At 62.6% G+C, this 23276-nt stretch carries 20 protein-coding genes; 8 read left to right on the top strand and 12 right to left on the bottom strand.

Annotated features, from left to right (window positions below; genetic code table 11):
* Positions 1 to 8 precede the first annotated feature (8 nt).
* The 3 genes from AB4O22_RS10820 to pssA form a co-directional block, all read right to left on the bottom strand.
* A complete protein-coding gene (locus AB4O22_RS10820; RefSeq protein WP_460096298.1) occupies positions 9 to 980 on the bottom strand; it encodes an NAD-dependent epimerase in 972 nt (323 codons plus the stop codon).
* 320 nt (positions 981 to 1300) lie between these two features.
* Positions 1301 to 2317 (bottom strand): AraC family transcriptional regulator, encoded by a 1017-nt coding sequence (locus AB4O22_RS10815; RefSeq protein WP_460096297.1) that lies wholly within the window; start codon positions 2315 to 2317, stop codon positions 1301 to 1303.
* Positions 2318 to 2328: 11 nt separating this feature from the next.
* Positions 2329 to 3672, bottom strand: coding sequence for a CDP-diacylglycerol--serine O-phosphatidyltransferase (gene pssA, locus AB4O22_RS10810; protein ID WP_460096296.1), 1344 nt, complete (start codon positions 3670 to 3672; stop codon positions 2329 to 2331).
* Positions 3673 to 3792: 120 nt separating this feature from the next.
* Here pssA and AB4O22_RS10805 point away from each other — a divergent pair, with 120 nt between their 5' ends.
* The 3 genes from AB4O22_RS10805 (at position 3793) to AB4O22_RS10795 (ending at position 5927) form a co-directional block, all read left to right on the top strand.
* Entirely contained in the window at positions 3793 to 4356 is a 564-nt protein-coding gene (locus AB4O22_RS10805; RefSeq protein ID WP_003202031.1) for a TetR/AcrR family transcriptional regulator, read from the top strand.
* Between the two features lie 36 nt (positions 4357 to 4392).
* The gene (locus AB4O22_RS10800) at positions 4393 to 4872 is read left to right on the top strand and encodes a nuclear transport factor 2 family protein (RefSeq protein ID WP_046062452.1); all 480 of its coding nucleotides are present in this window, start codon (positions 4393 to 4395) and stop codon (positions 4870 to 4872) included.
* A 653-nt stretch (positions 4873 to 5525) separates the two neighbouring features.
* Positions 5526 to 5927: a hypothetical protein gene (locus AB4O22_RS10795; RefSeq protein WP_223472982.1), complete on the top strand. Its 402-nt coding sequence runs from the start codon at positions 5526 to 5528 to the stop codon at positions 5925 to 5927.
* Positions 5928 to 5963: 36 nt separating this feature from the next.
* Here the strand turns inward: AB4O22_RS10795 and AB4O22_RS10790 are convergent, their stop codons facing one another.
* The 4 genes from AB4O22_RS10790 to AB4O22_RS10775 form a co-directional block, all read right to left on the bottom strand.
* On the bottom strand, positions 5964 to 8387 hold the full coding sequence (locus AB4O22_RS10790; RefSeq protein ID WP_460096295.1) for a TonB-dependent siderophore receptor: 2424 nt from the start codon (positions 8385 to 8387) through the stop codon (positions 5964 to 5966).
* Between the two features lie 67 nt (positions 8388 to 8454).
* A complete protein-coding gene (locus tag AB4O22_RS10785) occupies positions 8455 to 9399 on the bottom strand; it encodes a FecR domain-containing protein (protein ID WP_460096294.1) in 945 nt (314 codons plus the stop codon).
* Positions 9399 to 9908, bottom strand: a complete 510-nt coding sequence (locus tag AB4O22_RS10780) for a sigma-70 family RNA polymerase sigma factor (RefSeq protein WP_460096293.1) — start codon at positions 9906 to 9908, stop codon at positions 9399 to 9401. Before AB4O22_RS10780 ends, AB4O22_RS10785 begins: the two co-directional genes overlap by 1 nt.
* Before the next feature lie 218 nt (positions 9909 to 10126).
* The gene (locus tag AB4O22_RS10775; RefSeq protein ID WP_013693409.1) at positions 10127 to 10648 is read right to left on the bottom strand and encodes an SgcJ/EcaC family oxidoreductase; all 522 of its coding nucleotides are present in this window, start codon (positions 10646 to 10648) and stop codon (positions 10127 to 10129) included.
* Between the two features lie 173 nt (positions 10649 to 10821).
* Between AB4O22_RS10775 and AB4O22_RS10770 the strand changes: the two genes are divergently transcribed.
* From AB4O22_RS10770 to AB4O22_RS10750, 5 genes are read left to right on the top strand one after another with little or no spacing between them, the layout of a single operon-like run.
* Complete coding sequence (locus AB4O22_RS10770) at positions 10822 to 12006, top strand: sensor histidine kinase (RefSeq protein ID WP_013693410.1); 1185 nt, start codon at positions 10822 to 10824, stop codon at positions 12004 to 12006.
* Between the two features lie 7 nt (positions 12007 to 12013).
* Positions 12014 to 12670, top strand: coding sequence for a response regulator (locus AB4O22_RS10765; RefSeq protein ID WP_460158247.1), 657 nt, complete (start codon positions 12014 to 12016; stop codon positions 12668 to 12670).
* Positions 12667 to 14979, top strand: coding sequence for an ATP-binding protein (locus AB4O22_RS10760; protein WP_460096292.1), 2313 nt, complete (start codon positions 12667 to 12669; stop codon positions 14977 to 14979). The genes AB4O22_RS10765 and AB4O22_RS10760 overlap by 4 nt, the downstream gene beginning before the upstream one ends.
* Positions 14976 to 15443, top strand: coding sequence for a response regulator (locus AB4O22_RS10755; protein ID WP_003202053.1), 468 nt, complete (start codon positions 14976 to 14978; stop codon positions 15441 to 15443). The genes AB4O22_RS10760 and AB4O22_RS10755 overlap by 4 nt, the downstream gene beginning before the upstream one ends.
* 32 nt (positions 15444 to 15475) lie before the next feature.
* A complete protein-coding gene (locus tag AB4O22_RS10750) occupies positions 15476 to 16372 on the top strand; it encodes a helix-turn-helix domain-containing protein (RefSeq protein ID WP_460096291.1) in 897 nt (298 codons plus the stop codon).
* A gap of 163 nt (positions 16373 to 16535) precedes the next feature.
* Here AB4O22_RS10750 and AB4O22_RS10745 read toward each other — a convergent pair whose 3' ends face one another.
* The 5 genes from AB4O22_RS10745 to AB4O22_RS10725 all read right to left on the bottom strand — a co-directional run bounded on the left by AB4O22_RS10745 (position 16536) and on the right by AB4O22_RS10725 (position 23137).
* Entirely contained in the window at positions 16536 to 17345 is an 810-nt protein-coding gene (locus tag AB4O22_RS10745; protein WP_003202058.1) for an energy transducer TonB, read from the bottom strand.
* Positions 17342 to 17788, bottom strand: coding sequence for a protein TolR (gene tolR / locus AB4O22_RS10740; protein ID WP_003202060.1), 447 nt, complete (start codon positions 17786 to 17788; stop codon positions 17342 to 17344). The genes AB4O22_RS10745 and tolR overlap by 4 nt, the downstream gene beginning before the upstream one ends.
* Before the next feature lie 13 nt (positions 17789 to 17801).
* On the bottom strand, positions 17802 to 18509 hold the full coding sequence (gene tolQ / locus AB4O22_RS10735; RefSeq protein ID WP_003202062.1) for a protein TolQ: 708 nt from the start codon (positions 18507 to 18509) through the stop codon (positions 17802 to 17804).
* 64 nt (positions 18510 to 18573) lie between these two features.
* The gene (locus AB4O22_RS10730) at positions 18574 to 20490 is read right to left on the bottom strand and encodes a phytase (protein WP_460097810.1); all 1917 of its coding nucleotides are present in this window, start codon (positions 20488 to 20490) and stop codon (positions 18574 to 18576) included.
* A 124-nt stretch (positions 20491 to 20614) separates the two neighbouring features.
* Positions 20615 to 23137 carry a TonB-dependent receptor gene (locus AB4O22_RS10725; RefSeq protein WP_003202065.1) on the bottom strand — a complete coding sequence of 841 codons (2523 nt, stop codon included), beginning with the start codon at positions 23135 to 23137 and terminating at the stop codon, positions 20615 to 20617.
* Positions 23138 to 23276 lie beyond the last annotated feature (139 nt).

The raw sequence follows: 23276 nt of genomic DNA, 5'->3' as shown, positions 1-23276 counted from the left end.
ATGAGGGGTTAGACGGCGTAATAGTCGCGGTACCAATCGACAAACGACTGCACACCGACCGGCACTGCGACCTGTGGGCGAAACCCCACCCGCTCCTCCAATTCACGAGTGTCCGCCCACGTGTTGACCACGTCGCCCGATTGCAACGGCAAGAAATTCTTTATCGCGCGGATGCCCAGCGCTTCTTCAATGCACTCGATAAACTGCAAAAGCTTCACCGGTGAGCCGAAACCGATGTTGTAGACCTTGTTGCGCACGCCCGTCTCATCGGTCGGCGGCAGCGGTATCAGCCGCACGAGGCCCTCGACGATGTCGTCGATATAGGTGAAATCGCGAGACATCGCACCGTCGTTGTAAACGTCGATGGTGCGACCGTTGAGGATGGCATCGGTGAATTTGAACGGCGCCATGTCGGGCCGTCCCCAAGGCCCATACACGGTGAAAAACCGCAGGCCGGTGGTGGGAATTCCATAGAGATGCGAGTAAGCGTGGGCCATCAGTTCATTGGCGCGCTTGGTCGCCGCATAGAACGATACGGGCCGATCGACGGGGTCGGTCGTGGCGTATGGCAGGCGGTCATTCAAGCCATACACCGAGCTGCTTGAGGCGAAGATCAGGTGCGCCGGCCGATGGGCGCGGCAGGCTTCCAATATGTTGAGGAAACCTACCAGGTTGCTTTGCGCATAAACGTCCGGGTTGTCGATGGAATAACGCACGCCGGCTTGGGCCGCGAGGTGAACGACTTGGTCGAAGGCATGTTCGGCAAACAACTCCAACAGCGCCTGCTTGTCTGCCACATCCAGCAACTGAAAGCGGAAATCGCGGCATTCGGTCAACTGAGCCAGTCGTGCCTGTTTCAGCTCGACGCTGTAGTAGCTGTTGAGGTTGTCGATGCCAATGACCTGATGGCCATCGCTGCACAGCCGCTTGGCGGTATGAAATCCGATGAACCCTGCGACGCCGGTGACGAGTACTTTCATACGTCTCGTCCTTGCGGACCTTTCCCAACGGCGTGACAGGACCTGACTTGCAAACCGACACAATCGCTACCCAAAACGGTCACTTGCATACATTACTCTGATGGATGGCCTGGCTTTTCCGGCACCTGCAGAGGCTTATATCAAACATAGATGACGGTTTTATGAGCGGTAAATGACGCGATCGAACCCTGGGGGAGCGAGCTTGCTCGCGATGAGGGCCTGATAGTCAATGAAGAGGTGGCTGGGCCACCGCTATCGCGAGCAAGCTCGCTCCCACAAGGGGACTTGGGCAGGCACAAGATTGGAGGCCACCCGATGGGTCAATCAGGGTCGTTGAGAATCAGGCTGCGATAATGCCCGGGGTTGGAGCCGGACCATTTGCGAAACGCCTTGTAGAAGGAGCTGGCATCGGCAAAACCCAGGCGCGAGGCGATTTCGACGAAACTGATGGAGGGCTCGGCCAGCCAGGTGATTGCCAGATCCTTGCGCACGCTGTCCTTGAGGCCCTGGTAAGTCTGGCCCTCCTCCGCCAGGCGGCGGCGCAGGGTGGACGCGGACACGCACAACTGCTGGGCCAGCGCCTCGGTTTCCGGCCACTGTTCGGCAGGCAACTGCCGCAGGTCGTGCCGGATACGGCTGGCCAGGCTTTGCGGGTTGCGGTATTTGACCAGGATGTTGGCCGGGGCCTGGGCCAAGAAGCGCTTGAGCTCATCAGCGTTGCGCCTGATCGGCAGGTCGAGGCATTCAGCCGCGATAATCATCCGGGTGCGCGGCCGGTCAAAACGCAGGTTCTGGGAGAACATCACCCGATAGTCGTCGCAGAAATCCGGTGCCGGGCAACGCAGTTCGACGGAAAGAATGGGAATGCGCCGCCCGGCCAGCCAGCAGGCCACGCCATGGACGATCATCCAATAGGTGAAATAGGTAAAGGCCCGGCGCGGTTCCTGATCGTCTTCCAGCAGCACGATCTCCGCCAGGCTTTGCTGGCGCATCCACTGGGCCGGCAGATGTTCGAGCATCAGCGACAGAAACCCCAGCCCCGCCGTCAAGCCGCTCGCCAGCGTGGGCTGGGCCATGGCGCACTGACAGAGAAACGCCAGGCTGCCGGACTTGAGCTTGCGCGGGTCCATGCCAAAAAACTCGTCATCCAGACGCCGGGCGAGCAAACGCCAGAGCCGCGCATAGGCATGGGCCGGCACCCGCGCCTGGGTGTCGTCGAGCAACGCAGGGTCTATGCCTACCTTGTTCAGGACCTCATCGGTAGCCGCTCCGGGGGCGCAGCTTTGCAGCAGCGCCTCTCGCACCAACTGGATGGAGATGGTGTCTTTTTTCGACATGGCGCGGGTGTTCACAGGATCCGGTAAAGCAGCCGTTCTATCCGCACCCGGCTGACCCGCTTCAGGAACCTGGCCACGGCGTCGGGGTAATCCGGCAGGGTTTCCAGGTCCAGGTAACGTTCGATCCGGCGGGTGTGGCGGTAGATCTGTTCAAGCTCGGCCTGGCGCGGCGCCAGCAACTCGCCCTTGGGGTCGTCCAGCAACAGCGCGTTTTCCAGGTCCAGGCGAAAGGCCCGCGGGTTGAGGTTATTACCGGTCAGCAAGGTGTAGCGCTCGTCGATCCACATGCCCTTGAGGTGATAGGTGTTGTCCCCGTCACGCCACAGGTGCAGGTTCAATTGGCCGCTGTCGATAGCGCGCTGATGGCGTTTGGCGAAGCGCCGCAAGCTGATTTCGTAGAGGTATGGCAGCGCCGCGATGATCTTGAACGGCTCGCTTGGCGGAATGTAGAAGTCGTTGGCGGTCTTGTCGCCGACGATTATGTCGATCTTGACCCCGCGGGCCAGGGCGCGATTGAGCTCCCGGGTCACCGCCAGGGGCAGGTTGAAATACGGTGTGCAAATGGTCAGTTGCAGGCGGCTGCTGGCGATCAGTTCGCCGATCACCCGGCTCAGCGGATTGTTCTTGCCCACCCCCAGCAACGGGCTTACCGACAGGCCGCTCTTGTCGAGGCTGCCAACGCTGGTGTCATAGGTCGCGTACTTGAGGCGACTGCGCAAATCGCCGATGTCCTTGCGCAAACTGCGGGTGCTGGGCAGGTTCGGCAGATCCAGGCGGTGCACGGCCCTGGAGGTGACCAGGCCGTGCTGCACCAGGTGATGCATCGAATCGGCCAGTGCCGTGTTCTGCAGCAGGTGATAGCGGTCGTAGCGGTACTTGTCGAACTTGTGCAGGTAGACGTTATTCAGGCTGGCGCCGCTGTAGAGCACACAGTCGTCAATCACGAAGCCTTTCAAGTGCAGCACGCCGAACAGCTCGCGGGTCTGCACCGGCACGCCGTAGATCGGCACTTCGCTGGCATGGGTGCGAGTCTGTTCCTGGTACCACGCCGAGTTGCCCGGCTGCTTCTTGGCGCCGATCAGCCCGCGCTGGGCCCGCAGCCAGTCCACCACCACGACCACATCCAGTTCCGGGCGCGCGGCCTTGGCGGCATGCAAGGCATCGAGGATTTCCTGGCCGGCCTCGTCCTGTTGCAGGTACAACGCGACGATGTAGATGCGCTGGGTGGCCTGGGCGATTTTCTCCAGCAGGCAACGGCGGAATTGGGCAGCGCCATCGAGGATGGTCACCGCGTCGGCGGTCAGTGCAAAGCTGCGCAGCTTGGGCAGCAGGGAGCGTTTGAAAAGCGACGGCATAGGGCTCGCAAAAGGTCGATTCCGAAGAACGGATGAGCTTACACCATGGATGGGTTTGGGTCTTCCTGTCCTCAAGAAAAAAGACTTGACCAAGGAGAACGATCATTCTACTTTTGTTTCATGAACGAAATCACTGGTAATGAAACACGAGACATCATCCTCGATGTCGCTGAAAAGTTGATCTATAAAAGTGGCATCGCCGCCACCGGCATGGACCTTCTGGTGAAAACCGCCGGCGTCTCCAGGAAAAGTGTCTATCGCTACTTCGCCAACAAGGACGACCTGATCGTGGCCGCCCTCAGGCGGCGGGATGAACGCTGGATGCACTGGTTCAGCACCGAGGTGGACAAGGCGCCGACCCCGACTGCACGGCTGCTCAACCTGTTCACCGTGCTCAAGGGCTGGTTCGACAGCGAAGGTTTCCGCGGCTGTGCCTTCATCAACACCAGTGGCGAAACCGGCGATCCTCAGGATCCGGTCCGCCTGGTGGCGAAGCTGCACAAACAGAAGTTGCTCGATTACATAACCCGGCTGTGCGTCGAACAAGGTGTCCAGAACCCGGACGCACTGGCCCGCCAACTGCTGATTCTGATTGACGGCGCGATTACCGTGGCGCTGGTCATGGGCGACCACAGCGCGGCTGACGACGCCCAGGACATGCTGAAGATGTTGTTACACGCCTGAGCTGTTGGACCTTGTGCAATTCATTGGAGATCCGCCATGTCTGCTTCTTCCGAAGTTCGTCCGCCGTTGCCGCCGTTCACTCGTGAATCGGCGATCGAGAAAGTTCGCCTGGCCGAAGACGGCTGGAACTCTCGTGATCCACAAAAAGTATCCCTGGCCTACACGCTGGATACTCAATGGCGTAACCGCGCCGAATTCGCCCATAACCGCGAGGAAGCCAAGGCGTTCCTGACTCGCAAATGGGCCAAGGAGCTGGATTATCGGCTGATCAAGGAGCTCTGGGCCTTCACCGATAACCGCATCGCCGTGCGCTATGCCTACGAATGGCACGACGACTCGGGCAACTGGTTCCGCTCCTACGGCAACGAAAACTGGGAGTTCGATGAGCAAGGCCTGATGTACAACCGTTACGCCTGCATCAACGACATGCCGATCAAGGAAAGCGAGCGCAAGTTCCGCTGGCCGCTAGGCCGCCGGCCGGATGATCATCCTGGGTTGTCTGAGTTGGGGTTGTAACGCTTTCGACTGACCTGCCGCCATCGCGAGCAAGCTCGCTCCCACATTGGATTTCAGCGAATACACATGGTGTGTCCGACATGGAACCCCCTGTGGGAGCGAGCCTGCTCGCGATGGCGGCCTGACTGAGTACATATCCATTTCTGCAGTAATGGCGGCTTAGGGTTCCGCCCTTACGGCGGGTCACTTTTGGAAGAGCCGGGAGCCGGACCAGCCAAAAGTAACCAAAAGCGCTTTGCCCCACCACTCGGAGCCTCGCTGCGGCCTTATAGCCGACCTGGCTCTTGGTGATACCGCATTTCTACTGTGGGAGCGGGCTTGCTCGCGAAGGCGGCCTTGCAGCCGACCTGGCTCTCCCGGTCGTACACCCATCAGATCTGTGGGAGCAAAGCTTGCTCGCGAGGCGGCCTAATAGTCGACCTGGCTCTTCCGGTCGTACTCCGATCCCATTGTGGGAGCGAGCTTGCTCGCGATGACAGCGGCATATCCGACAAAGGTGCAGGCTGACTCACCGCTATCACGAGCAAACTCCCACAGCAGCGCCAGACAAGTGGCCCCTCCAACAGGCTTGACCCACATGCCGCCAGGCATCACATTGCCTGGGCCGGCGATAAGCCCGCTGTTTCGTTGTGCAGCAGATTTTTGTGGAGCCCATGACCGCGTCGATTCCGATCCGTCCCCCCTGCCCGCCCGGCGTCTGCGATTGCGGCCGTGATGCCTTGCTGCAAGCGCCTGGCAGCGACCTGCGCATCCTTTGCTTGAATCGCCAGGAAGAAAAACGCCTGCTTGAACGCCTGGAGAACATCCAGAGCCTCGACGAACTCCAGCGCCTGCAGCAACGCCTGTACGAAAACCTGGGGATCCGCCTGAGCGTCGAGCCTGGCTATAACGAAGTGCGGACCATGCGCGGCATCGCCATCGAATTCCAGAACCAGCCCGGCCTGTGCCGCAAGATTCGCCAGTCGATTCCCGCCGCCATCCGCCGTGGGCTGGAAAAACGCCCCGAAATTGCCTGGCGACTGCTGGATGCTCACGATCTGTTTCGCGACATCTGAACCCAGGCGGCTCCTTCCCTGGAGCGGCACCTCGGCCTAGAAATCCACCGTTGCGGAAAGCAGGTAGGTGCGCGGGGTCGACAACGTCAATCCGGCCTCACTGTCATCCGACGCCCCGGCCGAACTCCAGTAGCGCTTGTCTGCCACGTTTTCGATGTTGGCCCGCAGGGTGACGTTCTTCTCGTCGACCTTGAATGCGTAGCGGGCGCCGACGTCGAAGCGTTCCCAGGAATCGATTTCCTTGGTGTTGGACTGGTCCAGGTACTGCGAGCTGGAGTAGATGCCCCGGCTGGTCAGGGTCAGGCCCTGTACCGTCGGCACGTCCCATTCGGCGCCGAGGTTGACGTTGTACTTCGGCGTGGCCGGTGCGCGGTTGCCATCGAAGGTGCCGTTGGTGGTTTGGGTCAGCTCGCTGTCGATGTACATCACGCCGCCGAGCAAGCGGGTTCCCCTCAGCGGTTCACCAAATACGCTCAACTCCACGCCGGTGTTTTCTCGCTTGCCGTTCGGGCCGAAGATACGCGTCGTGGCGTCGGTCGCATAGGCCGGCTGCTTGATCCGGAACAGCGCGGCGGTGACGGCGAATGGGCCGGCATCATACTTGGCGCCCACCTCGACCTGACGGCTGATGAACGGCGGGAAAATCTCATCCTCGTTCACCGACGTCGATGGCGCGATCTTGCCCTGGCTCAGGCCTTCCATGTAGTTGGCATACAGCGACAACTTGTCCGTCGCCTTGAACAGAATGCCGCCCGACGGTGAAACCTTTTCCTCATCGTAGGCAGTGTCGCCCTTGACGTTATTCGTCCAGTCGTCAACCTTCACCCGTTGCCAGCGAGCGCCGAGGGTCAGCAGCAAGCGATCGTCGAACAGCCCCAGGGTGTCGGACAACGCCACGCCACTGAAGCGGTTCTCGGTGTAGACCTTGTCGTCCTGTCGCGTCGGGTTGCTCGGCGTCGGGGTCTGCACCGGGTCATACAGGTTGCTGCGACCGTTGGCGTAACGGGCGCCGCCATTTTCGAAGTCCATGTAGAAATAGCTGGCAGCCAGGTTGACCTCATGGCTCACCGGGCCGGTATGGAACCAGTTGCGCACCCCGGCTGTGGCCGTGCGGACATTTTCGTCGCGGGTAAAGTCTCGGGGCTGGACGGTGAAGTCACCCGCGTCGTTGGTCACCGAAACGTTGTGCCGAAGGAAGTCGTGCTCGCTTTTGCGCGCCCCCACACCGCCATACAGCATGACGGAATCGTTGACGTCGAACTCAGCGTTCACAGTGCCGAAGGTGTCCTTGGTGCGCGCCTTGCTCCAGGACTGGGCGTAGTTGTCGCGCACATCACTGGCGTGAGGAACCTGCGCATTGGCGCCCACCTGCACGCGTTCCTGGGGCGCGTCGGTGTTACGCTCGGTGCGGCCAATGTCCGTCGAGAGCCGCAGGCGCTCACCGCGAAAATCCAGGCCCAGTACCGCCATCTCGCGGTCCACGCTCTGGTGATCCCATTCGGTGTCGCCCGCCTGCTTCACGCCATTGAAGCGAATACCGAACTTGTCATCCTCACCAAAACGCCGACCGACATCCACGGCACCGCCCAGTTGGTTGTTGGAGGCATAGCTGCCGGTGAACGAGGTGATGGGCTTGTCGGTGGCACGCTTGGGTACCACGTTGATCCCGCCCCCCACGCTGCCCCGCGGCGAGATACCGTTGATGAGCTGGCTCGGGCCCTTGAGGATATCGACGCGTTCGGCCATCTCCATGTCGATGGTGTAGGTCGGCAAGATGCCGTAGAGACCGTTGTACGCAACATCGCTGTTGAACAGGCTGAAACCGCGAATGGTGAACTGCTCAAAGCGCCCGCCCGCCGGGTTGGTGGCGCGGACCGACGGGTCGCTGGCGATCAGGTCGCCCAAGGTGCGCGCCTGCTGGTTCTTGACCGCCGCGCTGGTGTAGGTGGTCATGCTGAACGGTGTTTCCATGAAATCCCGCGAGCCCAGCAAGCCTTGCGAACCACGGCGAGCAACCTGGCCACCGGCATACGCCGGGCTGTCCGTCGACGTCGTGGCGCCTAGAATCGAAGTGGGTGCCAGTTGCAGGCTGCCGCCTTCCGGTGCCGGCATCAGGATATAGGCCTGCTCACCCACCGCTTGCAATTGCAGGCCCGAGCCCGACAACAGCCGGGCAAACCCCTCCTCTACGCCAAACTCGCCCGAAAGCCCGGCGCTGTTGCGACCACTCACCAGGGCCGGATCCACCGACAGGTTGACGCCCGCCAGCCCGGCAAACCGGGTCAACGCCGCGCCGAGGCTGCCGGCCGGCACCTGATAGCTGCGCCGTTCGGCTTCTTCGGCCAGGCTCGATGAGATAAAGAATGGGCTGGCGCTCAAGCTCAGCATGAGGCTCAGGTTCAACAGCGGACGCCAGCCGGCAAAGGCCGGGCGCAAACGCAAAGGTGCAACTGCGGACATTGGAAAGCGCTCTCATTTTTGTTCAGTTGCCTTGAATGACAAGCGAGACAAAAAAAGGGGACAGGCATCAGGCCATATTTTTGCGAAGCGTCAACGTGACCCAGTAGCGAGTGCGCATGTGCACGTCCAGCGGTAGGCTGGCCGCAAGCAGCGTGAGGATTCGGTCGGTGTTGTCCAGGCGGAAGCTGCCAGTGATTCGCAGGGCTTCCAGGGTTTCGTCCCAACGCAACACCCCGGGGCGATAGCGGCTCAGTTCCCGCAGGAAATGCCCCAGCGGCTGGTCCTGCGCTACCAATACGCCGTCACGCCAACCCAGCTGCGCCACATCGAACGCCTTCACTGGCCCCGCGCCTGAATCCTGGATGTTGACCTGCTGGCCCGCCTCCAAGCTCAGCAATGGCCCGCGCAGGGGTTGCAGTTGTGCCGAGCCGCTGACCACCGCCACCCGGCAATCGCCCTCGCCCAAGTGCAGGCAGACCTCGCCACGAGTGATGGTGATGAGTCCATAGGGTGATTGAACGGACAGCGGCGTGCTCCCGGCAAGCCTGAGGGCCATTTCGCCGCGCACCAACACCAGGCGTCGCGCCTTGAGGTCCAGGTCGACGGCGCTGTCGGTGTTCAGTTGCAGCGCACTGCCATCGACCAGCGACCAGCGCCGTTGCTCGCCCGTGTCAGTGTGCAAATCAGCGCGCCAGGCCTCCAACGGCAGCTCTCGCCCCAGCAGCCAAGCGGTCGGGACCAATGCGGCGACGCCCAATGCGCGCTTGAGCACCTCGCGCCGAGCCAGCACTGGGCGGTCCAGGGTTGCCATGCCCAGGGACGCGGGCACCCCGGCAAAACGCTGGCGCAATCGCTGGGCCTTCTGCCAGGCCGCCTCGTGATGAGCGCTGCTGTCGCGCCAGCGTTGCAGGGCCGCCGAGTCGAACGCATCCCCGTCGAACTCCATCAGGGTCAACCAGCGAGCCGCCGCCCGTGCCGCTTCGCGGGCTTCGGGTGAAGGGGCCGAGCGCATCAGAAGTCCACCAACAGGCAATGCTCATAGGCCTGGGCCATGTAGCGTTTCACGGTGCGTTCGGACACTTGCAGGCGTTCGGCGATCTCGCGATAACCCAGGCCTTCAAGTTGGCTCCAGAGAAAAGCCCGCCGCACCAGGGGCGGCAGGCCATCGAGCAGTTCGTCCAGGGCTTGCAGGGTTTCCAGCAGCAGCCAGCATTGCTCTGGCGACGGTGCGCAGGCTTCAGGCAGGCTCGCCAGAGCGTCGAGATACGCCTGTTCCAGATTGCGCCGGGTGTAGAAGTTGCTCAGCAGGCGTTTGCCAACGGTCAGCAGATAAGCCCGGGGTTCTTGCAGGTCAGCCAAGGTCTGGGAACTGGAAAGCACCCGCAGGAAGGTATCCTGGCGCAGGTCCGCCGCATCCCAGGCATTGCCCATGCGCCGCCGCAGCCAGCCTTCCAGCCAGCTACCGTGGTCACGGTACAACGCATGGAGGGAATGCTCCGTCGGCATAACTGCATCACACATGTCCAGAAGCCTGCGCAAAGTCTTAAATGAGACTGATTCTAATTAATGTTCGCGCGTTAATCCAAGCTCTTTGTACAAAGTGTGTCTAAACACGGGGATGGAATTGATAGAGGCCCTGTGGGAGCGAGCTTGCTCGCGATGGCGGTGCGTCAGAAACATCGATGCTGACTGATACTCCGCTATCGCGAGCAAGCTCGCTCCCACAGGCAGGTCTTTTATCAGTGGCTGGCGTGCAAGGTCTTCGGCACCTCAGGCATGGCCGATGAGTGATGGTTGATGATCTTCCACTGGCCATCGAGGCGCTCATAGAGGAAGGTGTAGCGCGCCTGGACCTCGCGCTTGGAACCGTCGGCCTGTGTGAGCGTGAAGGTATAGACACCACTGTCCATCGCCGCATCGGGGCCCAGATGGCGGATCTCCCGATAGTTGATTTGCCCCACCGGTTTGCCGGCCAGGAAATGCTCGAAATAATCCTGGATCTGCGCCGGCGTGTTGCGCACCTTGTTGGAAACAGTCGGTTGCAAAATCGCATCCGGGGCATAGAGGCCGGTCACGGCGGTGGCGCTACCGGTTTGCAGCGCGGCGTTCCAGCGGTCGAACAGTGCCGCGATCTCGCGGTCATTCACATTCTTGGGCTGCTCGGCCACTGTGCGATACACATAAGGCGTAGCCTCAAGCGCCTGGACAAGCGGCGCGGCCAGCAGGAATAAAGCAGCGATGGCGCAGGTTTTCATTTTCATCAACGTGGTCCTTTGGGTTTCAATGGGTCCACTTTGCCGGCCTTCCCTGCCTTCGCCATCGGCCAACCGGTGCCAATCGCCTATGCCGTTCGGCAGATAGGCTCGGTGCCGGTGACACGTTCTAATGACGCCATCGCGAACCGGACCGGTCCTCTTCCACGCTGGAGTTCCCCATGCAAAGCCCACCCCATGACCCCGGCAGTGCCCTGGCCATCCGCAGCCAATATCGCCAGTCGCAAAGTCGTGCCGCACGCCTGGGCCTGCTGCTGGGCACCGGCCATGAACTGACGCAGTTGCCCCTGTCGGCCATGCGCCAGCGTGCGCTGCAACGGGCGTGCGCGTTCATGGCCATGGACCATGGCCTGCTACTGGAGTGGGCGCCGGACCAGCCGTTGCGCACCCTCGCCAGCCACGGCAGCGCGGAACGACTCGAGCTGCTCGCCAACCTGGCCCAGCCACAAATGCCCGGCCCACAATGGCTGGAATCGCCCGGCAGCGCCCTGCCCCAGGTCTTGCGGGTACCGTTGCGTGCCTCCGACGGCGTAGAGTTCGGGGCGTTGTTGCTGGGCAACAGCGTGGCCCTCGGCGCGCCGGACAACGAAGACATCGAATCACTGCAATTGCTCGCGACGCTGTTGGCGGCACACCTGGAGAACAGCCGTCTGCTCGAAGCGCTCCAGGCCCGCGAACGGACCATGTCCGAGTTGGTCCACCGCTTGTTCAGCGCCCAGGAAGACGAACGCAAGCGCGTGGCCTACGACCTGCACGACGGCCTGGCGCAGAATCTCGCCGGTTTGCATCAGCGCTTGCAGGGCTTCGCCGGTCGCTGCCCGTCGCTACCGCCTGCACTGGCGAACGAGCTGCAAAGCATCCTCGACCTGGCCCAAGGCTGCGTCGGCGAAGGCCGGCAACTGATCAGCGGCCTGCGCCCCCACGTACTGGATGATTTCGGCCTGTACAAAGCCGTCGACAAGGAGGCCGATCGCCTGCGCGACGCCGGCCTGACGGTGAACTGGGCCGAACACAGCACCGCGCGCCTGCCGGGCAACACGGAGATCGCCCTGTTTCGCATTGCCCAGGAAGGCATCAACAACATTCTCAAGCACGCCCAGGCCAGCCATGTGCAGTTGGGGTTGGCGGTGGACGATGGCCACGCTTGCCTGCGAGTGGAGGACGATGGCCGTGGCTTTGCCCTGGAACAGCCCATCGAGACCAACGGCAGCTGCCATCTGGGGCTGGCCGCCATGCAGGAGCGCGCGCACTTGCTGGACGGTCACCTGAGCTGTTGCAGCCAGCCCGGTGGCGGCACCCGACTGCTGGCCAGCGTGCCGCTACCGGCCCACGGAGGACAACCATGAACCGACCTTGCGCCTGCTGCTGGCCGATGACCACGAAGTCACCCGCACCGGGTTTATCAGCATGCTCGCCGGCAACCCGGGATTCGAGGTCGTTGGCCAGGCCCGCGACGGCCAGGAAGCCCTCGACCTGTGCGAGCGGCTACAGCCGGACATCGCGATTCTCGACATCCGCATGCCCGTCCTCAACGGTTTGGGCGCGGCGCGGATCCTGCAGCAGCGCCAGCCCGGAATCAAAGTCGTGATCTTCACCATGGATGACAGCCCCGACCACCTCGAAGCCGCCATCGGTGCGGGCGCGGTCGGCTATCTGCTCAAGGACGCCAGCCGCGATGAAGTGCTCGACGCCCTCAAACGGGTCGCCCAGGGCGAAGAGGCGTTGAACAGTTCGGTCAGCGCGCGCCTGCTGCGCCGCATGGCCGAACGCGGTGCGAATGGTGCCACTCAAGTCCAGGCCCTGACCGCCCGGGAACGCCAGGTCCTGGGGCTGGTGGCCGGCGGTTTCAGCAACCGTGAAATCGGCGAGAAGCTGGGCATCGCACCCGGCACGGCCAAGGCCCACGTAGAGCGTGTCATCGGCAAACTGGGCGCCGCCGACCGGACCCAGGCCGCCGTGCGCGGCGTTGCCCTGGGCCTGGTGGCGCAACCTGCCGGGCAATGGCCATGAGGTTTCTCGCCGCCCGCCGCTGGGCCGACCTGCCCTTGCGCGGCAAGGCCCTGGTGGTGATCTCCCTGCCCCTGGTGGTCCTGCTGCTGTCGCTGGTGCTGATCTATATCACCGAACGCCAGACCGCCCGGGCCGAAGAGGATGTGCGTCGGGTGCTGCTGGTCCAGGGTGATATCCAGACAGTCCATACCCTGCTGGCCGAGGCAGCGGCCAGCGTGCGCGGCTACCTGCTGACCCGCCGCGAAGATTTCCTGCCCAGCTACGAGCAGGCTACGCCGCTGATCAACGCCGCGTTGCAGCGCCTGGACCACAACATTCGCGACGCCAGGATGCGCGAACACCTAAAGACCATCACTCCGCTGATCGCCGACAAACTCGACGGTTTGCTTGCGCTGCGCAATGGCAAGCGCGACGACCCCGAGGCCATCACCGCGATCCTGATCGAAAACAAACAGGTGCTGGACGTATTGCGCGAGCAGATCAGCACCATGCGCATACGCGAGGACGCCCTGCTCGCCGACCGCAGCGCCGCCGCCTCGGCCACGCGCATGCGCCTGTTGTTCGCCACCTTGCTGGCGGCGGTGTGCGGGCTGCTGGGGGCGATTGTCGCGGTGCTGTTCCTGTCCAAGGGCATTGTCGCCCGGGTCCAGCAGGTGCAAGGCAACGCCCAGCGCCTGGCATTGGGCCAACCCTTGTTGCCACAACCGCCGGAGCAGGACGAAATCGGCCAACTCGGCACGCGCCTGGTGGAGGCCGGGCAGTTGCTCGCCGAACGCGAGCGGGCCCTGCGCGATAACGAGGAGCGCTTGCGGCTGATCATCGATGGCGTGAAGGACTACGGGATCTTCGCCCTGGATGCCCAAGGCTACGTCACCACCTGGAACGCTGGCGCGGAACGGATCAAGGGCTACACCGAGCAGGAAATCCTCGGCCGGCATTTTTCCCTGTTCTACCTGGCCGAAGAGTGCCCGGCGCACCCGGAGATGGCCCTGCGCGAAGCCACCCGCGACGGTCATTACATGGAAGAAGGCTGGCGTTGTCGCAAGGACGGCAGCCGCTTCTGGGCCAGCGTGGTCATCACTGCGCAATACGATGGCACCGGCGCCCTGCGCGGTTTCTCCAAGATCACCCGCGACATCACCGACCGACGCGCTGCCGAGATCGCCCTGCGCACCGCCCGGGAAGAAGCCGAAAGCGCCAGCCGAGCCAAGAGCGAGTTTCTCTCGCGCATGAGCCACGAACTGCGCACGCCACTGAACGCCATCCTCGGTTTCGCTCAATTGCTGGACATGGACTCCACCGCCGGCCAACGCCCTCAGGTCAGCCACATCCTGCGGGCCGGCCAGCACTTGCTGGCGTTGATCAACGAAGTGCTGGACATTGCCCGGATCGAGGCCGGGCGCCTGCCGCTGAACATCGAACCGATCGCCCTGTCGACGGTGCTGCACGAAGCCCTGACCTTGGTTTCACCGATGGCCGCCGACGCCGGGATCCACTTGGCCGAGCTGCCAGCGCTGCCTGACGACAGCGGCGTGCTCGCGGACCGCCAGCGCCTGGTGCAAGTGCTGCTCAACCTGCTGTCCAACGCCATCAAGTACAACCGGCCCGGCGGTGAGGTGCGCATCGAAGTCAGCGTCCAGGCCCATCAGGTAAGCATCGCCGTCAACGACACCGGCCATGGCATTGCCCCGGAACAGCTGGACCAACTGTTCAAGCCTTTCGAACGCCTGGGCGCCGATCCCCAGGTCGAAGGCACTGGCCTGGGGTTGTCATTGAGCAAGAGCCTGCTGGAAATGATGCAGGGCAACCTGCAGGTCCACAGCGAACCCGGACACGGCTGCTGTTTCACCCTGCAACTGCCCGGCACCCAGGTGGTTGGCGCGCATCTGCCACCCATCGCCGCCCTGGCGGTGACGCGTTCGCCTGTGGACTATCACGGCAAAGTCCTGTGCATCGAAGACAACCTGTCGAGCCTGGCGCTGATCGAAACCCTGATGCAACGCCGTCCTGGCATCCAGTTATTGTCGAGCATGCAAGGCCAGATGGGCCTGGACCTCGCTCGCCAGCACACCCCGCAACTGATCCTGCTGGACGTCAGCCTGCCGGACCTCGAAGGCCTGGAAGTCTTGCGGCGCCTGCGCCAATCCCCGGCCACTGCCGCCACGCCCGTGCTGATGATCACCGCCGATGCCAGCGACCTGACCCACCGCGCCCTGCGTGACGCCGGCGCCACGGCGATCCTGACCAAACCTATTCATATCCAGGCCTTCCTGGGCCACCTCGAGCACTATCTACCGGAGCCCGCATGAATCGCGACTTGCGCATTCTGATCGTCGACGATCAGCGCCCCAACCTGGACCTGATGGAACAACTGCTGGCCCGCGAAGGGTTGCACAACGTGTTGAGCAGCACCGAACCGTTGCGCACGCTCGATCTGTTCAACAGCTTCGAGCCGGACCTGGTCATCCTCGACCTGCACATGCCGGCGTTCGACGGCTTTGCCGTGCTCGAGCAACTCAACCGGCGGATCCCGGCCAATGACTACCTGCCGATCCTGGTGCTGACTGCCGACGCGACCCGAGACACGCGCCTGCGGGCCCTGGCCCTCGGCGCCCGGGATTTCATCAGCAAACCCCTGGACGCGCTGGAAACCATGCTGCGCATCTGGAACCTGCTGGAAACCCGTGCGCTCTATAAGGCGTTGCGCGAGTTGATTCCGTCCCAGCAGATCGAACTGTTGCGCCAGCACCGTCCCGCCGCCGGCCCGTCTTGACCTGGCGGCCGTTCCATCAAGGCATTCGATGCATGAAAGTCACTGAACGAACATCGGCAACCGGCCTGCAGGCACACATTCGCGGCGAGCGCCTGGCGACGTCCGACGGCGTATCGGCCAAGGATATCCTGGTCGAAATCTTTGTCCGTGAGCGCAGCGAAGCACACATCGTCGTGCCGGCAGTGGCCGAACCGCTGCTTGTCTGGGTGTTGTCCGGGGAAGCCATCGTCGAGGAGCGTATTGCCAACGAGGTGTGGGAAACGAATACCGTGGTCGCCGGTGATTTTTTCCTGACCACATCCCCGGTTCCTTATGAAATGCGCTGGCAAGTGACCAGCCGCGAGCCATTCGTGGTCATGCATCTGTACCTGGGGTTGGCGTTATTGGAGCGCGCCATTGCCGAAACCGGTGGCAGCCGCGCGATCCAGCTGCGGGAAGTCTCTGGCGGGCGGGATGAAGCACTTTCAGCCTTGCTCGAACAGATTCGGGAGGAATTGACCCGGCGCGGTGAAACCAGTGCCTTGCTGATCCAGGGCGTGGCGCAATGTGTGGCGGTGCACCTGGCGCGGCATTACCGGGATGCCAATGCCGACGACATGTCCGGACGTAACGCCCTGCCCGCTTTCAAGCTCAAGCGGGTGATCCAGTTGATGGAACAACACCTGGCCGCCCCCTTCAGCCTCGGTGACCTGGCCCAGGCCATCGGCATGAGCGAATACCACTTCAGCCGCTTGTTCAAGCGCGCCACCGGGCGTTCACCTTCGCAGTACTTCATCCAGCTGAGAATGGCCCGGGCCCGGCAACTGCTGCTGGAAACCGAGCGCAGCATCATCGATATCGGCCTGGAGGTTGGCTATGGCAGCGCCAGCCATTTCTCCCAGATCTTCCGCCGTGAAGTGGGCGTGGCGCCGAGTCATTACCGCAAGTAAAACCTTTCGGCTGGCTGATCGTGGCTGATCGTTCCCACGCTCTGCGTGGGAATGCATCCCGTGACGCTCTGCGTCACATCCAGAAGCGGAACGCGGAGCGTCCCTGGCGGCATTCCCACGCAGAGCGTGGGAACGATCGACACTGACTACTGTGGGCATGTTCTCATTTGATCCGGTAGTGAAAAGTATTGCGCACTGCCGGCACCGTCACTGCCTTGCCATCGATGATTCGCGGCTGATAACGAAACGTCTGGGCAGCGGCCAGGGACGGTCGGATGAACAATGGGTGGCAACCGTCGAGCACCTTGGGGTTATCGATCCGCCCGTCCGGCGTCACGCTGTATTCCACGGTGCAATCGCCTTCCAGGCCCTTGTCCAGGGCGCGTTGCGGATAGTCCGGGGCTTGCTTGCTCAGCGGTTGGTAGCTGCGGCTGTCGGCGGCGGCCTGGCGCGCCTGCTCGGCTTGGCGTTGTTCGGCGAGTGCTTGTGCCTGCCGGACCTGCCGCTGTTGTTCGGCGGCCTGCTGCTCGGCGTCTTGCCTGCGTCGTTCGCTTTCCTGGCGTTCACGCTGCTGTTGGGCCTGTTGCTCGCGCTTTTGCTCCTCGACCCGTTTGCGGGCCAGGGCCGCCTGTTCCAGTTTCTGCGCCTGGACACGCGGGTCGACAACCGGCTGGGTGGGCGCGGGACGCGGCGCTTCTACCGGCGCCGAGGTCGGCTCGACCGATGGCGGTGCAACAGGCGCGACAGGAACCGGGACAAGGGCTTCGGGCGCTGGCGGCAGCATCACCAGTTGCGTGTGCAACACCCTGGGCGTCTCGGCGGCTGGCTTCTCCACGCTCCACCCCAGCACCAACAACGCCACCACACCCGCGTGCAGGGCCACGGCGAGCCCCGCCGCCAGGCTGTTTTTCCAAAAGCGACGGCCCAGCGCAGGTACGCTCAAGGAGGGACTGTCCATGATCATCGCCGTCATTGCGGCGCCTCGGTCACCAGCCCCAGGTTGCTCACGCCGCCCTGTTGCAACGCGGCCATGGCTGCAACGACCCGACCGTAATCGGCATGCGCGTCGGCACGGATGTACACCTGGGTATCGCTGCGCTCGGCGACGACCTGCGCCACCTTGGCGCGCATCTGCTCCAGGTCCACGGCGCTGTCGGTCTGGTGGTGGGTGTCCAGCTCACCGCCCAGGTTCCAGTAGTAACCGCCCTCGGCCTTGACCGACAGGGTGAGGATTTGCTGGCGACGGTCGTTGGCCAGTGCTTCGCTGGCGACCTTGGGCAGTTCGATCTTCACCCCCTGGGTCAGCATCGGTGCGGTGACCATGAAAATCACCAGCAGCACCAACATCACGTCGATGTACGGCACCACGTTCATTTCGGCCTTGGGACCGTGCTTGCGTTGTGGCTTGACGAGCATCTGCCCTCTCCTTTCAAGCGGCCGAGGCCAGGTTCACCGGGGCACCGTGCAGCTTGCGGTGCAGACGCGCCTGCAGCTCGTTGCCAAAGGCGTAGTACCGGGTCAGCAGGGTCTGGCCGCGAGCGGCAAAACGGTTATAGGCAATGACCGCCGGGATTGCCGCGAACAGGCCGATGGCCGTGGCGATCAACGCTTCGGCAATGCCCGGCGCCACAGTGGAAAGGCTGGCCTGTTGCACTTGGGACAGGCCGATAAAGGCATTCATGATCCCCCAGACGGTGCCGAACAAACCGATGTAAGGGCTGACCGAACCGACGGTGGCGAGAAACTGCAGGCCTTTTTCCAGCTGTATTTCCTGTTCGCTGATCGCCACTTGCAGCGCGCGCTCGACACCTTCAAGCACCACTTGCGGCGTGCTTGAAGGTTGGTTGAGCTGAGTGAAGGCCAGCACACCCGCCTGGAAAATCGGCGTGACACCACCGTCGTCTTCGCGGACCTGTGCGTGTTCCCGATACAGGGGTAGCAGATCCTGGGTGCCGCGAAAGCGCTGCATGAAACCGTTGAGCTGGCGTTCGTTGCGTTGCAGTACGGCGCTGCGCTGGATGATCAAATACCAGCTCAATAGCGAGGCCAGCAGCAACGTGAGCATGACCGCCTTGACCAGCAGACTCGCGTCACTGATCAGGCCCCAGATCGTCATGTGTTCCAGAGTGGCTTGCATGGTTGAAACTCCTGTCTGGCGGTTATTCGATGAAATGTTCGTGACCGGTTGATGACAGCGTCGCTCAAGGCAGGCGCAGCGCTTTCGCCACGTCGGCCCAGGGCACGAACTTGAAGTTCTGGGTCTGCTCGGGCATGCGCTTGCGGCCGTCCTGGACCACCAGCATGCCCTGGCTCCAAGGCCCGCCGAGGTTCACCGAGGTCACCTCCAGGCCATCGGTTTGCGACGCGCCATCGATGCCCGCGGCCGCGTTCAGACCGACCCGGAAGGCGCCGCGCACGGCATAGGGAGGCTGTGCATCGAGCACCAGGTAGCTGTCGTTGCCCTGGCTGGAGATCACCAGGTAGTCGCGGCCGTTGGCCTGGTACAAGGCCATGCCCTCGACGTCAGCGTGCAACGATGGGCCAACCTTGATCACGCTATTCAAGGTCGCCGGTTGGTCGGCCCGGGCATCCACTGCCCAGACGCCGACGTCCTCTTCACCGAGAAACAAGCGTTGGCGCTGCTCATCGGCGACACAACCTTCAGGCTGGCTGTCGACGCTGAACTGGCGCACCAACTGGCCTTTCACCACGCCGTCCGGCGCGCTCAGGCGGTACTGCACGAAGCGCCCGTCCTTGCCGTTGGCGAAGGCATACAGTTCGCCTTCAGCAGGCTGGAACAGGCAGATGCCGTAGATTTCTTTCAATGACGTCGCAATCTCACCGGCTTCGCGCAACTCGCCGCTGGTGCGGTCGATGCTGAACAGGCTCAAGCTGTTGCGATCTCGGTTGCTGGCCACGGCCAGATCGACGGTTTGCGTGCCCAGCTTGAAGTTCGCCCGCACATCGACGTTATTCAGGCGCCCGACCGCCAGTTCCTGCAGCAACTTGCCTTGCAGGTCATAGGCCAGCAGGCCTTGCTTCTTGTTGGTGCCCAGCACCCGGCTCAGCCCGGGCGTCGTCGGATGCACCCAGATCGCCGGGTCATCGGCGGCATCGCCCTGGCGGGCCACCGGTTCGCTCTGGACGATGGCAGCCACAGTGGGCAGTACCGGCGGCAAAGGCGCTGGCGTGGGTTTCCAGCTGATTTCGCCTTGGTACAGGTGTCCGTTGTCATCGTCGCGCAGCAGCACTTCAATGCCATTTTTCGTCAACCGCGCCGCGAGATTTTCCGGTTCCTTCAGGCCCGCCAACGGCAGGTTGGCTTTGGCGCTCCAACCCTCGTCCTGTTGCTGGTACACATGCAGTTGCGCCGCTTCCGGGTCCAGCCCAAACAGGCCGCCCGGCAGCACGGCCATGGCCCCGGCGCTTTGCTGGAGGTCGCCAAACGGCGCACGCATCGCCACGGGTACCCGCACGGTCTCGGCCTCTGAGGATGCCGGATAGGCCCACCAACCCACCCGCTCCTCGTTGACGAACAATTGATTGGCGCTGTCCTGCACCTGGCAGGTCTTGGCGTCCGGCGGCAATGGCAAGCCGCGCACCCGTTGCGCGCTGTCGCTCAGGCGCTCGCCATTGCCTACCAGCCATTGCTCGCCCTTGCCCTCCTCGCCGACCAGGAACACAAACAGGTTGCTCGCCTCGTCGCGATACAGGCACAGGCCGTTGACCGGGAAATCCCGCGTGGGCAGGTACAACGGCACGCCCCACTGACGGTTTTGTGGGTCGAGGCTGACCACCAGGGCTTGCTGACGCGTGCTGTCGAGGCTGGCGACCAACACGTTCGCGCCTTGGGCACGGCTATCGACACCTTCAAAGGTGCCCTCCAGGCGCGTCAGTTCGCGACCTTGGGCATCGAGCAAGAACAAACCTTCGCGGGCACTGGCCAGTCGCTCGGTCGTCGAAGGGCCGGGCAGGAATGCCAGGGCGTTGATCGACAGTTGCTCGGCTTGAGACCAGGGTTGCAGCTTTAGCTTGGGCGCTGGGTCAGCCGCCAGGGTGGCGGCTGATGCCAGGCTGATCGCCATCGCCAACAGGTAGCGCTTGGGTAAGAAAAACATCGTGTTCAACGGGAAAATCCTTGTCGTTCAGTCAGGCTCAAACGGGCTTGTTGCTCACTTCTATGGCCAGGGAACTCATCTGTGGGAGCAAAGTCCCCTTGCCAAAAGTGATCAGGCACGCGATTCAGAAATGGGTAAAGGTCAGCCCCAGCTTGTAGGTCGGGCCGTACTCTTCGTACTGGCCGTTGTAGGAGCGGTGGCCGGTGTAGACGAAATACGGCTCGTCGGTGAGGTTCTGGGCTTCCAGGCTCACTTGCAGGTTTTTGGTCAGCGAATAACGCGCGCTGAAGTCGACGAAGGTCTGGGCGTCGACGTGCAGGTCATGGTCGCGGTCGCTGATGGACGCCAGCTCGAACAGGTACGCGGACTTGTAGTTGGCCGACAGACGTAGGCTCAGCTTGTCGTTTTCCCAACCCAACATCAGGTTGCCGACCGTGTCCGACTGGTTCGGCAAGTCGATGCTGCGCTTGCGCTGGGTACCACTGGCTTGGTCGAAGCCTTCGATCTCGGCGTCCGAACGACTGAAGGTGGTGTTGGCGCCGAGCAGCAGGCCGTTCCAAGGTGCCGGCAGCCAGTCGAATTTTTGTGAATAGGCCAATTCCAGGCCATACAGCTTGGCGCTGTCGCCGTTGGCGTAGCTGTGGGCTTCTGAAAAATCGGTCCAGGCACCGGTGCCGGCCAGATCGGTGTTGTAGACGAAGTTCTTGATGTCCTTGTAGAACACGAAGGCCGAGACCGTGCCGGCGTGCCCCATGAAGTGCTCGATGCCCAGGTCCAGGTTGCTCGATTCCAGCGGCTTGAGCTCCGGGTTGCCGAACGTCGCCTCGTCATCGTCGATGACAAAACCCGGCGCCAATTGCCCGAAGGTCGGACGCACCACGGATTTGGTCCAGGCCGCACGCACCTGGGTGTTCTTGTCCAGCTGATAGCGCGCGTGCAGGCCCGGCAACCAGTGGTGATACTTGCGGCGGGTCTCGGTGTCGGTGAATACGCCGTCGGTGGCGCCGGTGCCCTTGGCTTCGAACTCGGTGCCTTCGTAGCGCATGCCGGCGATGAAGCGCCAGTCATCGATATCGACGGTGTTCATCAGGTATCCGGCGTTGATGTCCTCGCTCATCTTGAAGTCGTTGACTCGCGACTCCTGCTCGTCAAAAAACTCATCGCGATTCAGACCGCCGAGCAACTGCTTGATCGCGTCGGCGCTGATGCCCGGGCCGAAGCGGCCGAGGCGATAGTCCACGTTGCCTTTCTGGAACTGCCCAAGGTTCAACTGCTCGTCGGTAAACCCCAAGTCGTCGAAATCCTTGTAGACCCAGGCATTGAGGTCGTTGTCCTTGTTACGTCGGCTGACTTTGCCACCGAACTTGACCTGGGACGCATAGCCACGCAGGTCATAGTCCCGGGCCAGGTCCAGGCGCAGGTTTTTCTCGGTGTCGGTGGTCTTCTGTTCTTCCCAATCCACCTTGTCGAGGCTGAAGTTGGCCGGATCGTAGAACCCCGAGCCGATGATCGGCCGCGGTTTGTCGCTGTCGTAGAAGCCGCCGTTGAAACCGTCGATGCCTTCGAAAGTGGCGCCGGCGATGTGGCCGGGGCTGTCTTCGCTGGATTGGCTATAACCGCCCTGGCCACTCAGGGTCCAGAGCCCGAACATGCGTTCGCCACCGAGCACGTAGGATTGGATTTCCTGGGTTTCTTCACGTTGCTTGAGTTTGCGCTTGCCCTCGGCATCCCCCAGTTCACCGGCGGCTTGCGGGTCTTCGAAGGCAATGCTGGCGGCGTTGCGGGTTTCACTGTCCTTGTAGCGGCTGTACAGCGTGCGCAGGTAATAGCTGCTGAAGTCATCGGGCTTGTAGTCGAAGTTCAACCCGCCACCGGCACGCTCGCGACGGATGTCGTAGTCGCGCTGTTCGAACTCTTCGAGGCGCGAGCCTTGCTCGAAATCCCAGGCGCCGCCGGTTTCGACATTGTCCGAACCGAAGTCACGCTTCTGCCAGCTCAGCGCCGCAGCCACGCCGAAATTGTCGATGCCGTCGCCGAGGCTGAAACGATCACTGATGGCGCCGGAGAATTTCGGGCTGGTCTGACTGGTGTTCTTGTCATAGCTGGCTTCGCTGCTGCCGGTGTAGAACAGGCCCTTGTGGTCGAAGGCCGAGAGGCTTTTGACGTCCACCGTACCGCCCAGGGAATTGGCGTCCATGTCCGGCGTCAGGGTCTTGATCACCGACAACGATTGCACCAGCTCCGAAGGCAGCACATCCAGGGCAACGGCCCGGCGTTCGCTCTCCGGGGCTGGCACCAGCGTACCGTTGATGGTCACGCTGTTGAGGTCCGGTCCCAGGCCGCGCACGCTGACAAACCGGCCTTCGCCCTGGTCGCGCTCGACGCTGACACCGGGCAGGCGCTGCACCGCTTCGGCGACGTTTTCATCCGGCAACTGCGCCACGCCGTCTGCATGCACCACGCTCTTGATGCTGTCGGCGCTGCGCTGTTCCTTGAGGGCCTGATCGATACTGGCCGCCTGGCCGACCACTTCAACGTGTTCAGTGGCCGCCTGCTCGGCGGCGCTCAGTCGCTCACTGGCAATGGCCATCGCCAATGCGGTGAACGTGAAACCGACGAGCCCGGCAGTGCTTGTGCGGTGATACATGGTGGTCCTCCCCAGGAATCCGGAAATCCGCCAGGCAATGGCCCGGCAACTGGGAGGGCACGCTAGGGGTGGGGAATGACGGTTCTGTGACAGGGTTTGGCTGGAGGGGCTGCAATCGGCTGATTTAGGGGGGCTGGAG

The organism is Pseudomonas sp. S3_B11 (genome assembly GCF_054667715.1).
The sequence above is the reverse complement of the archived record's forward strand: the minus strand, read 5'-3'. Positions and strand labels throughout refer to the sequence as shown.

What these genes read in the sequence shown, in the direction of transcription:
- tolQ (WP_003202062.1), bottom strand. Translation starts at nt 18,509, where the DNA reads ATGCAAGCCACTCTGGAACACATGACGATCTGGGGCCTGATCAGTGAC.
- AB4O22_RS10725 (WP_003202065.1), bottom strand. Translation starts at nt 23,137, where the DNA reads ATGTATCACCGCACAAGCACTGCCGGGCTCGTCGGTTTCACGTTCACC.
- AB4O22_RS10770 (WP_013693410.1), top strand. Translation starts at nt 10,822, where the DNA reads ATGCAAAGCCCACCCCATGACCCCGGCAGTGCCCTGGCCATCCGCAGC.
- AB4O22_RS10745 (WP_003202058.1), bottom strand. Translation starts at nt 17,345, where the DNA reads ATGACGGCGATGATCATGGACAGTCCCTCCTTGAGCGTACCTGCGCTG.
- AB4O22_RS10790 (WP_460096295.1), bottom strand. Translation starts at nt 8,387, where the DNA reads ATGTCCGCAGTTGCACCTTTGCGTTTGCGCCCGGCCTTTGCCGGCTGG.
- AB4O22_RS10805 (WP_003202031.1), top strand. Translation starts at nt 3,793, where the DNA reads ATGAACGAAATCACTGGTAATGAAACACGAGACATCATCCTCGATGTC.
- AB4O22_RS10795 (WP_223472982.1), top strand. Translation starts at nt 5,526, where the DNA reads ATGACCGCGTCGATTCCGATCCGTCCCCCCTGCCCGCCCGGCGTCTGC.
- AB4O22_RS10775 (WP_013693409.1), bottom strand. Translation starts at nt 10,648, where the DNA reads ATGAAAATGAAAACCTGCGCCATCGCTGCTTTATTCCTGCTGGCCGCG.
- AB4O22_RS10730 (WP_460097810.1), bottom strand. Translation starts at nt 20,490, where the DNA reads ATGTTTTTCTTACCCAAGCGCTACCTGTTGGCGATGGCGATCAGCCTG.
- AB4O22_RS10755 (WP_003202053.1), top strand. Translation starts at nt 14,976, where the DNA reads ATGAATCGCGACTTGCGCATTCTGATCGTCGACGATCAGCGCCCCAAC.
- AB4O22_RS10760 (WP_460096292.1), top strand. Translation starts at nt 12,667, where the DNA reads ATGAGGTTTCTCGCCGCCCGCCGCTGGGCCGACCTGCCCTTGCGCGGC.
- tolR (WP_003202060.1), bottom strand. Translation starts at nt 17,788, where the DNA reads ATGCTCGTCAAGCCACAACGCAAGCACGGTCCCAAGGCCGAAATGAAC.
- AB4O22_RS10800 (WP_046062452.1), top strand. Translation starts at nt 4,393, where the DNA reads ATGTCTGCTTCTTCCGAAGTTCGTCCGCCGTTGCCGCCGTTCACTCGT.
- AB4O22_RS10785 (WP_460096294.1), bottom strand. Translation starts at nt 9,399, where the DNA reads ATGCGCTCGGCCCCTTCACCCGAAGCCCGCGAAGCGGCACGGGCGGCG.
- AB4O22_RS10815 (WP_460096297.1), bottom strand. Translation starts at nt 2,317, where the DNA reads ATGTCGAAAAAAGACACCATCTCCATCCAGTTGGTGCGAGAGGCGCTG.
- AB4O22_RS10750 (WP_460096291.1), top strand. Translation starts at nt 15,476, where the DNA reads ATGAAAGTCACTGAACGAACATCGGCAACCGGCCTGCAGGCACACATT.
- AB4O22_RS10820 (WP_460096298.1), bottom strand. Translation starts at nt 980, where the DNA reads ATGAAAGTACTCGTCACCGGCGTCGCAGGGTTCATCGGATTTCATACC.
- AB4O22_RS10780 (WP_460096293.1), bottom strand. Translation starts at nt 9,908, where the DNA reads ATGTGTGATGCAGTTATGCCGACGGAGCATTCCCTCCATGCGTTGTAC.
- pssA (WP_460096296.1), bottom strand. Translation starts at nt 3,672, where the DNA reads ATGCCGTCGCTTTTCAAACGCTCCCTGCTGCCCAAGCTGCGCAGCTTT.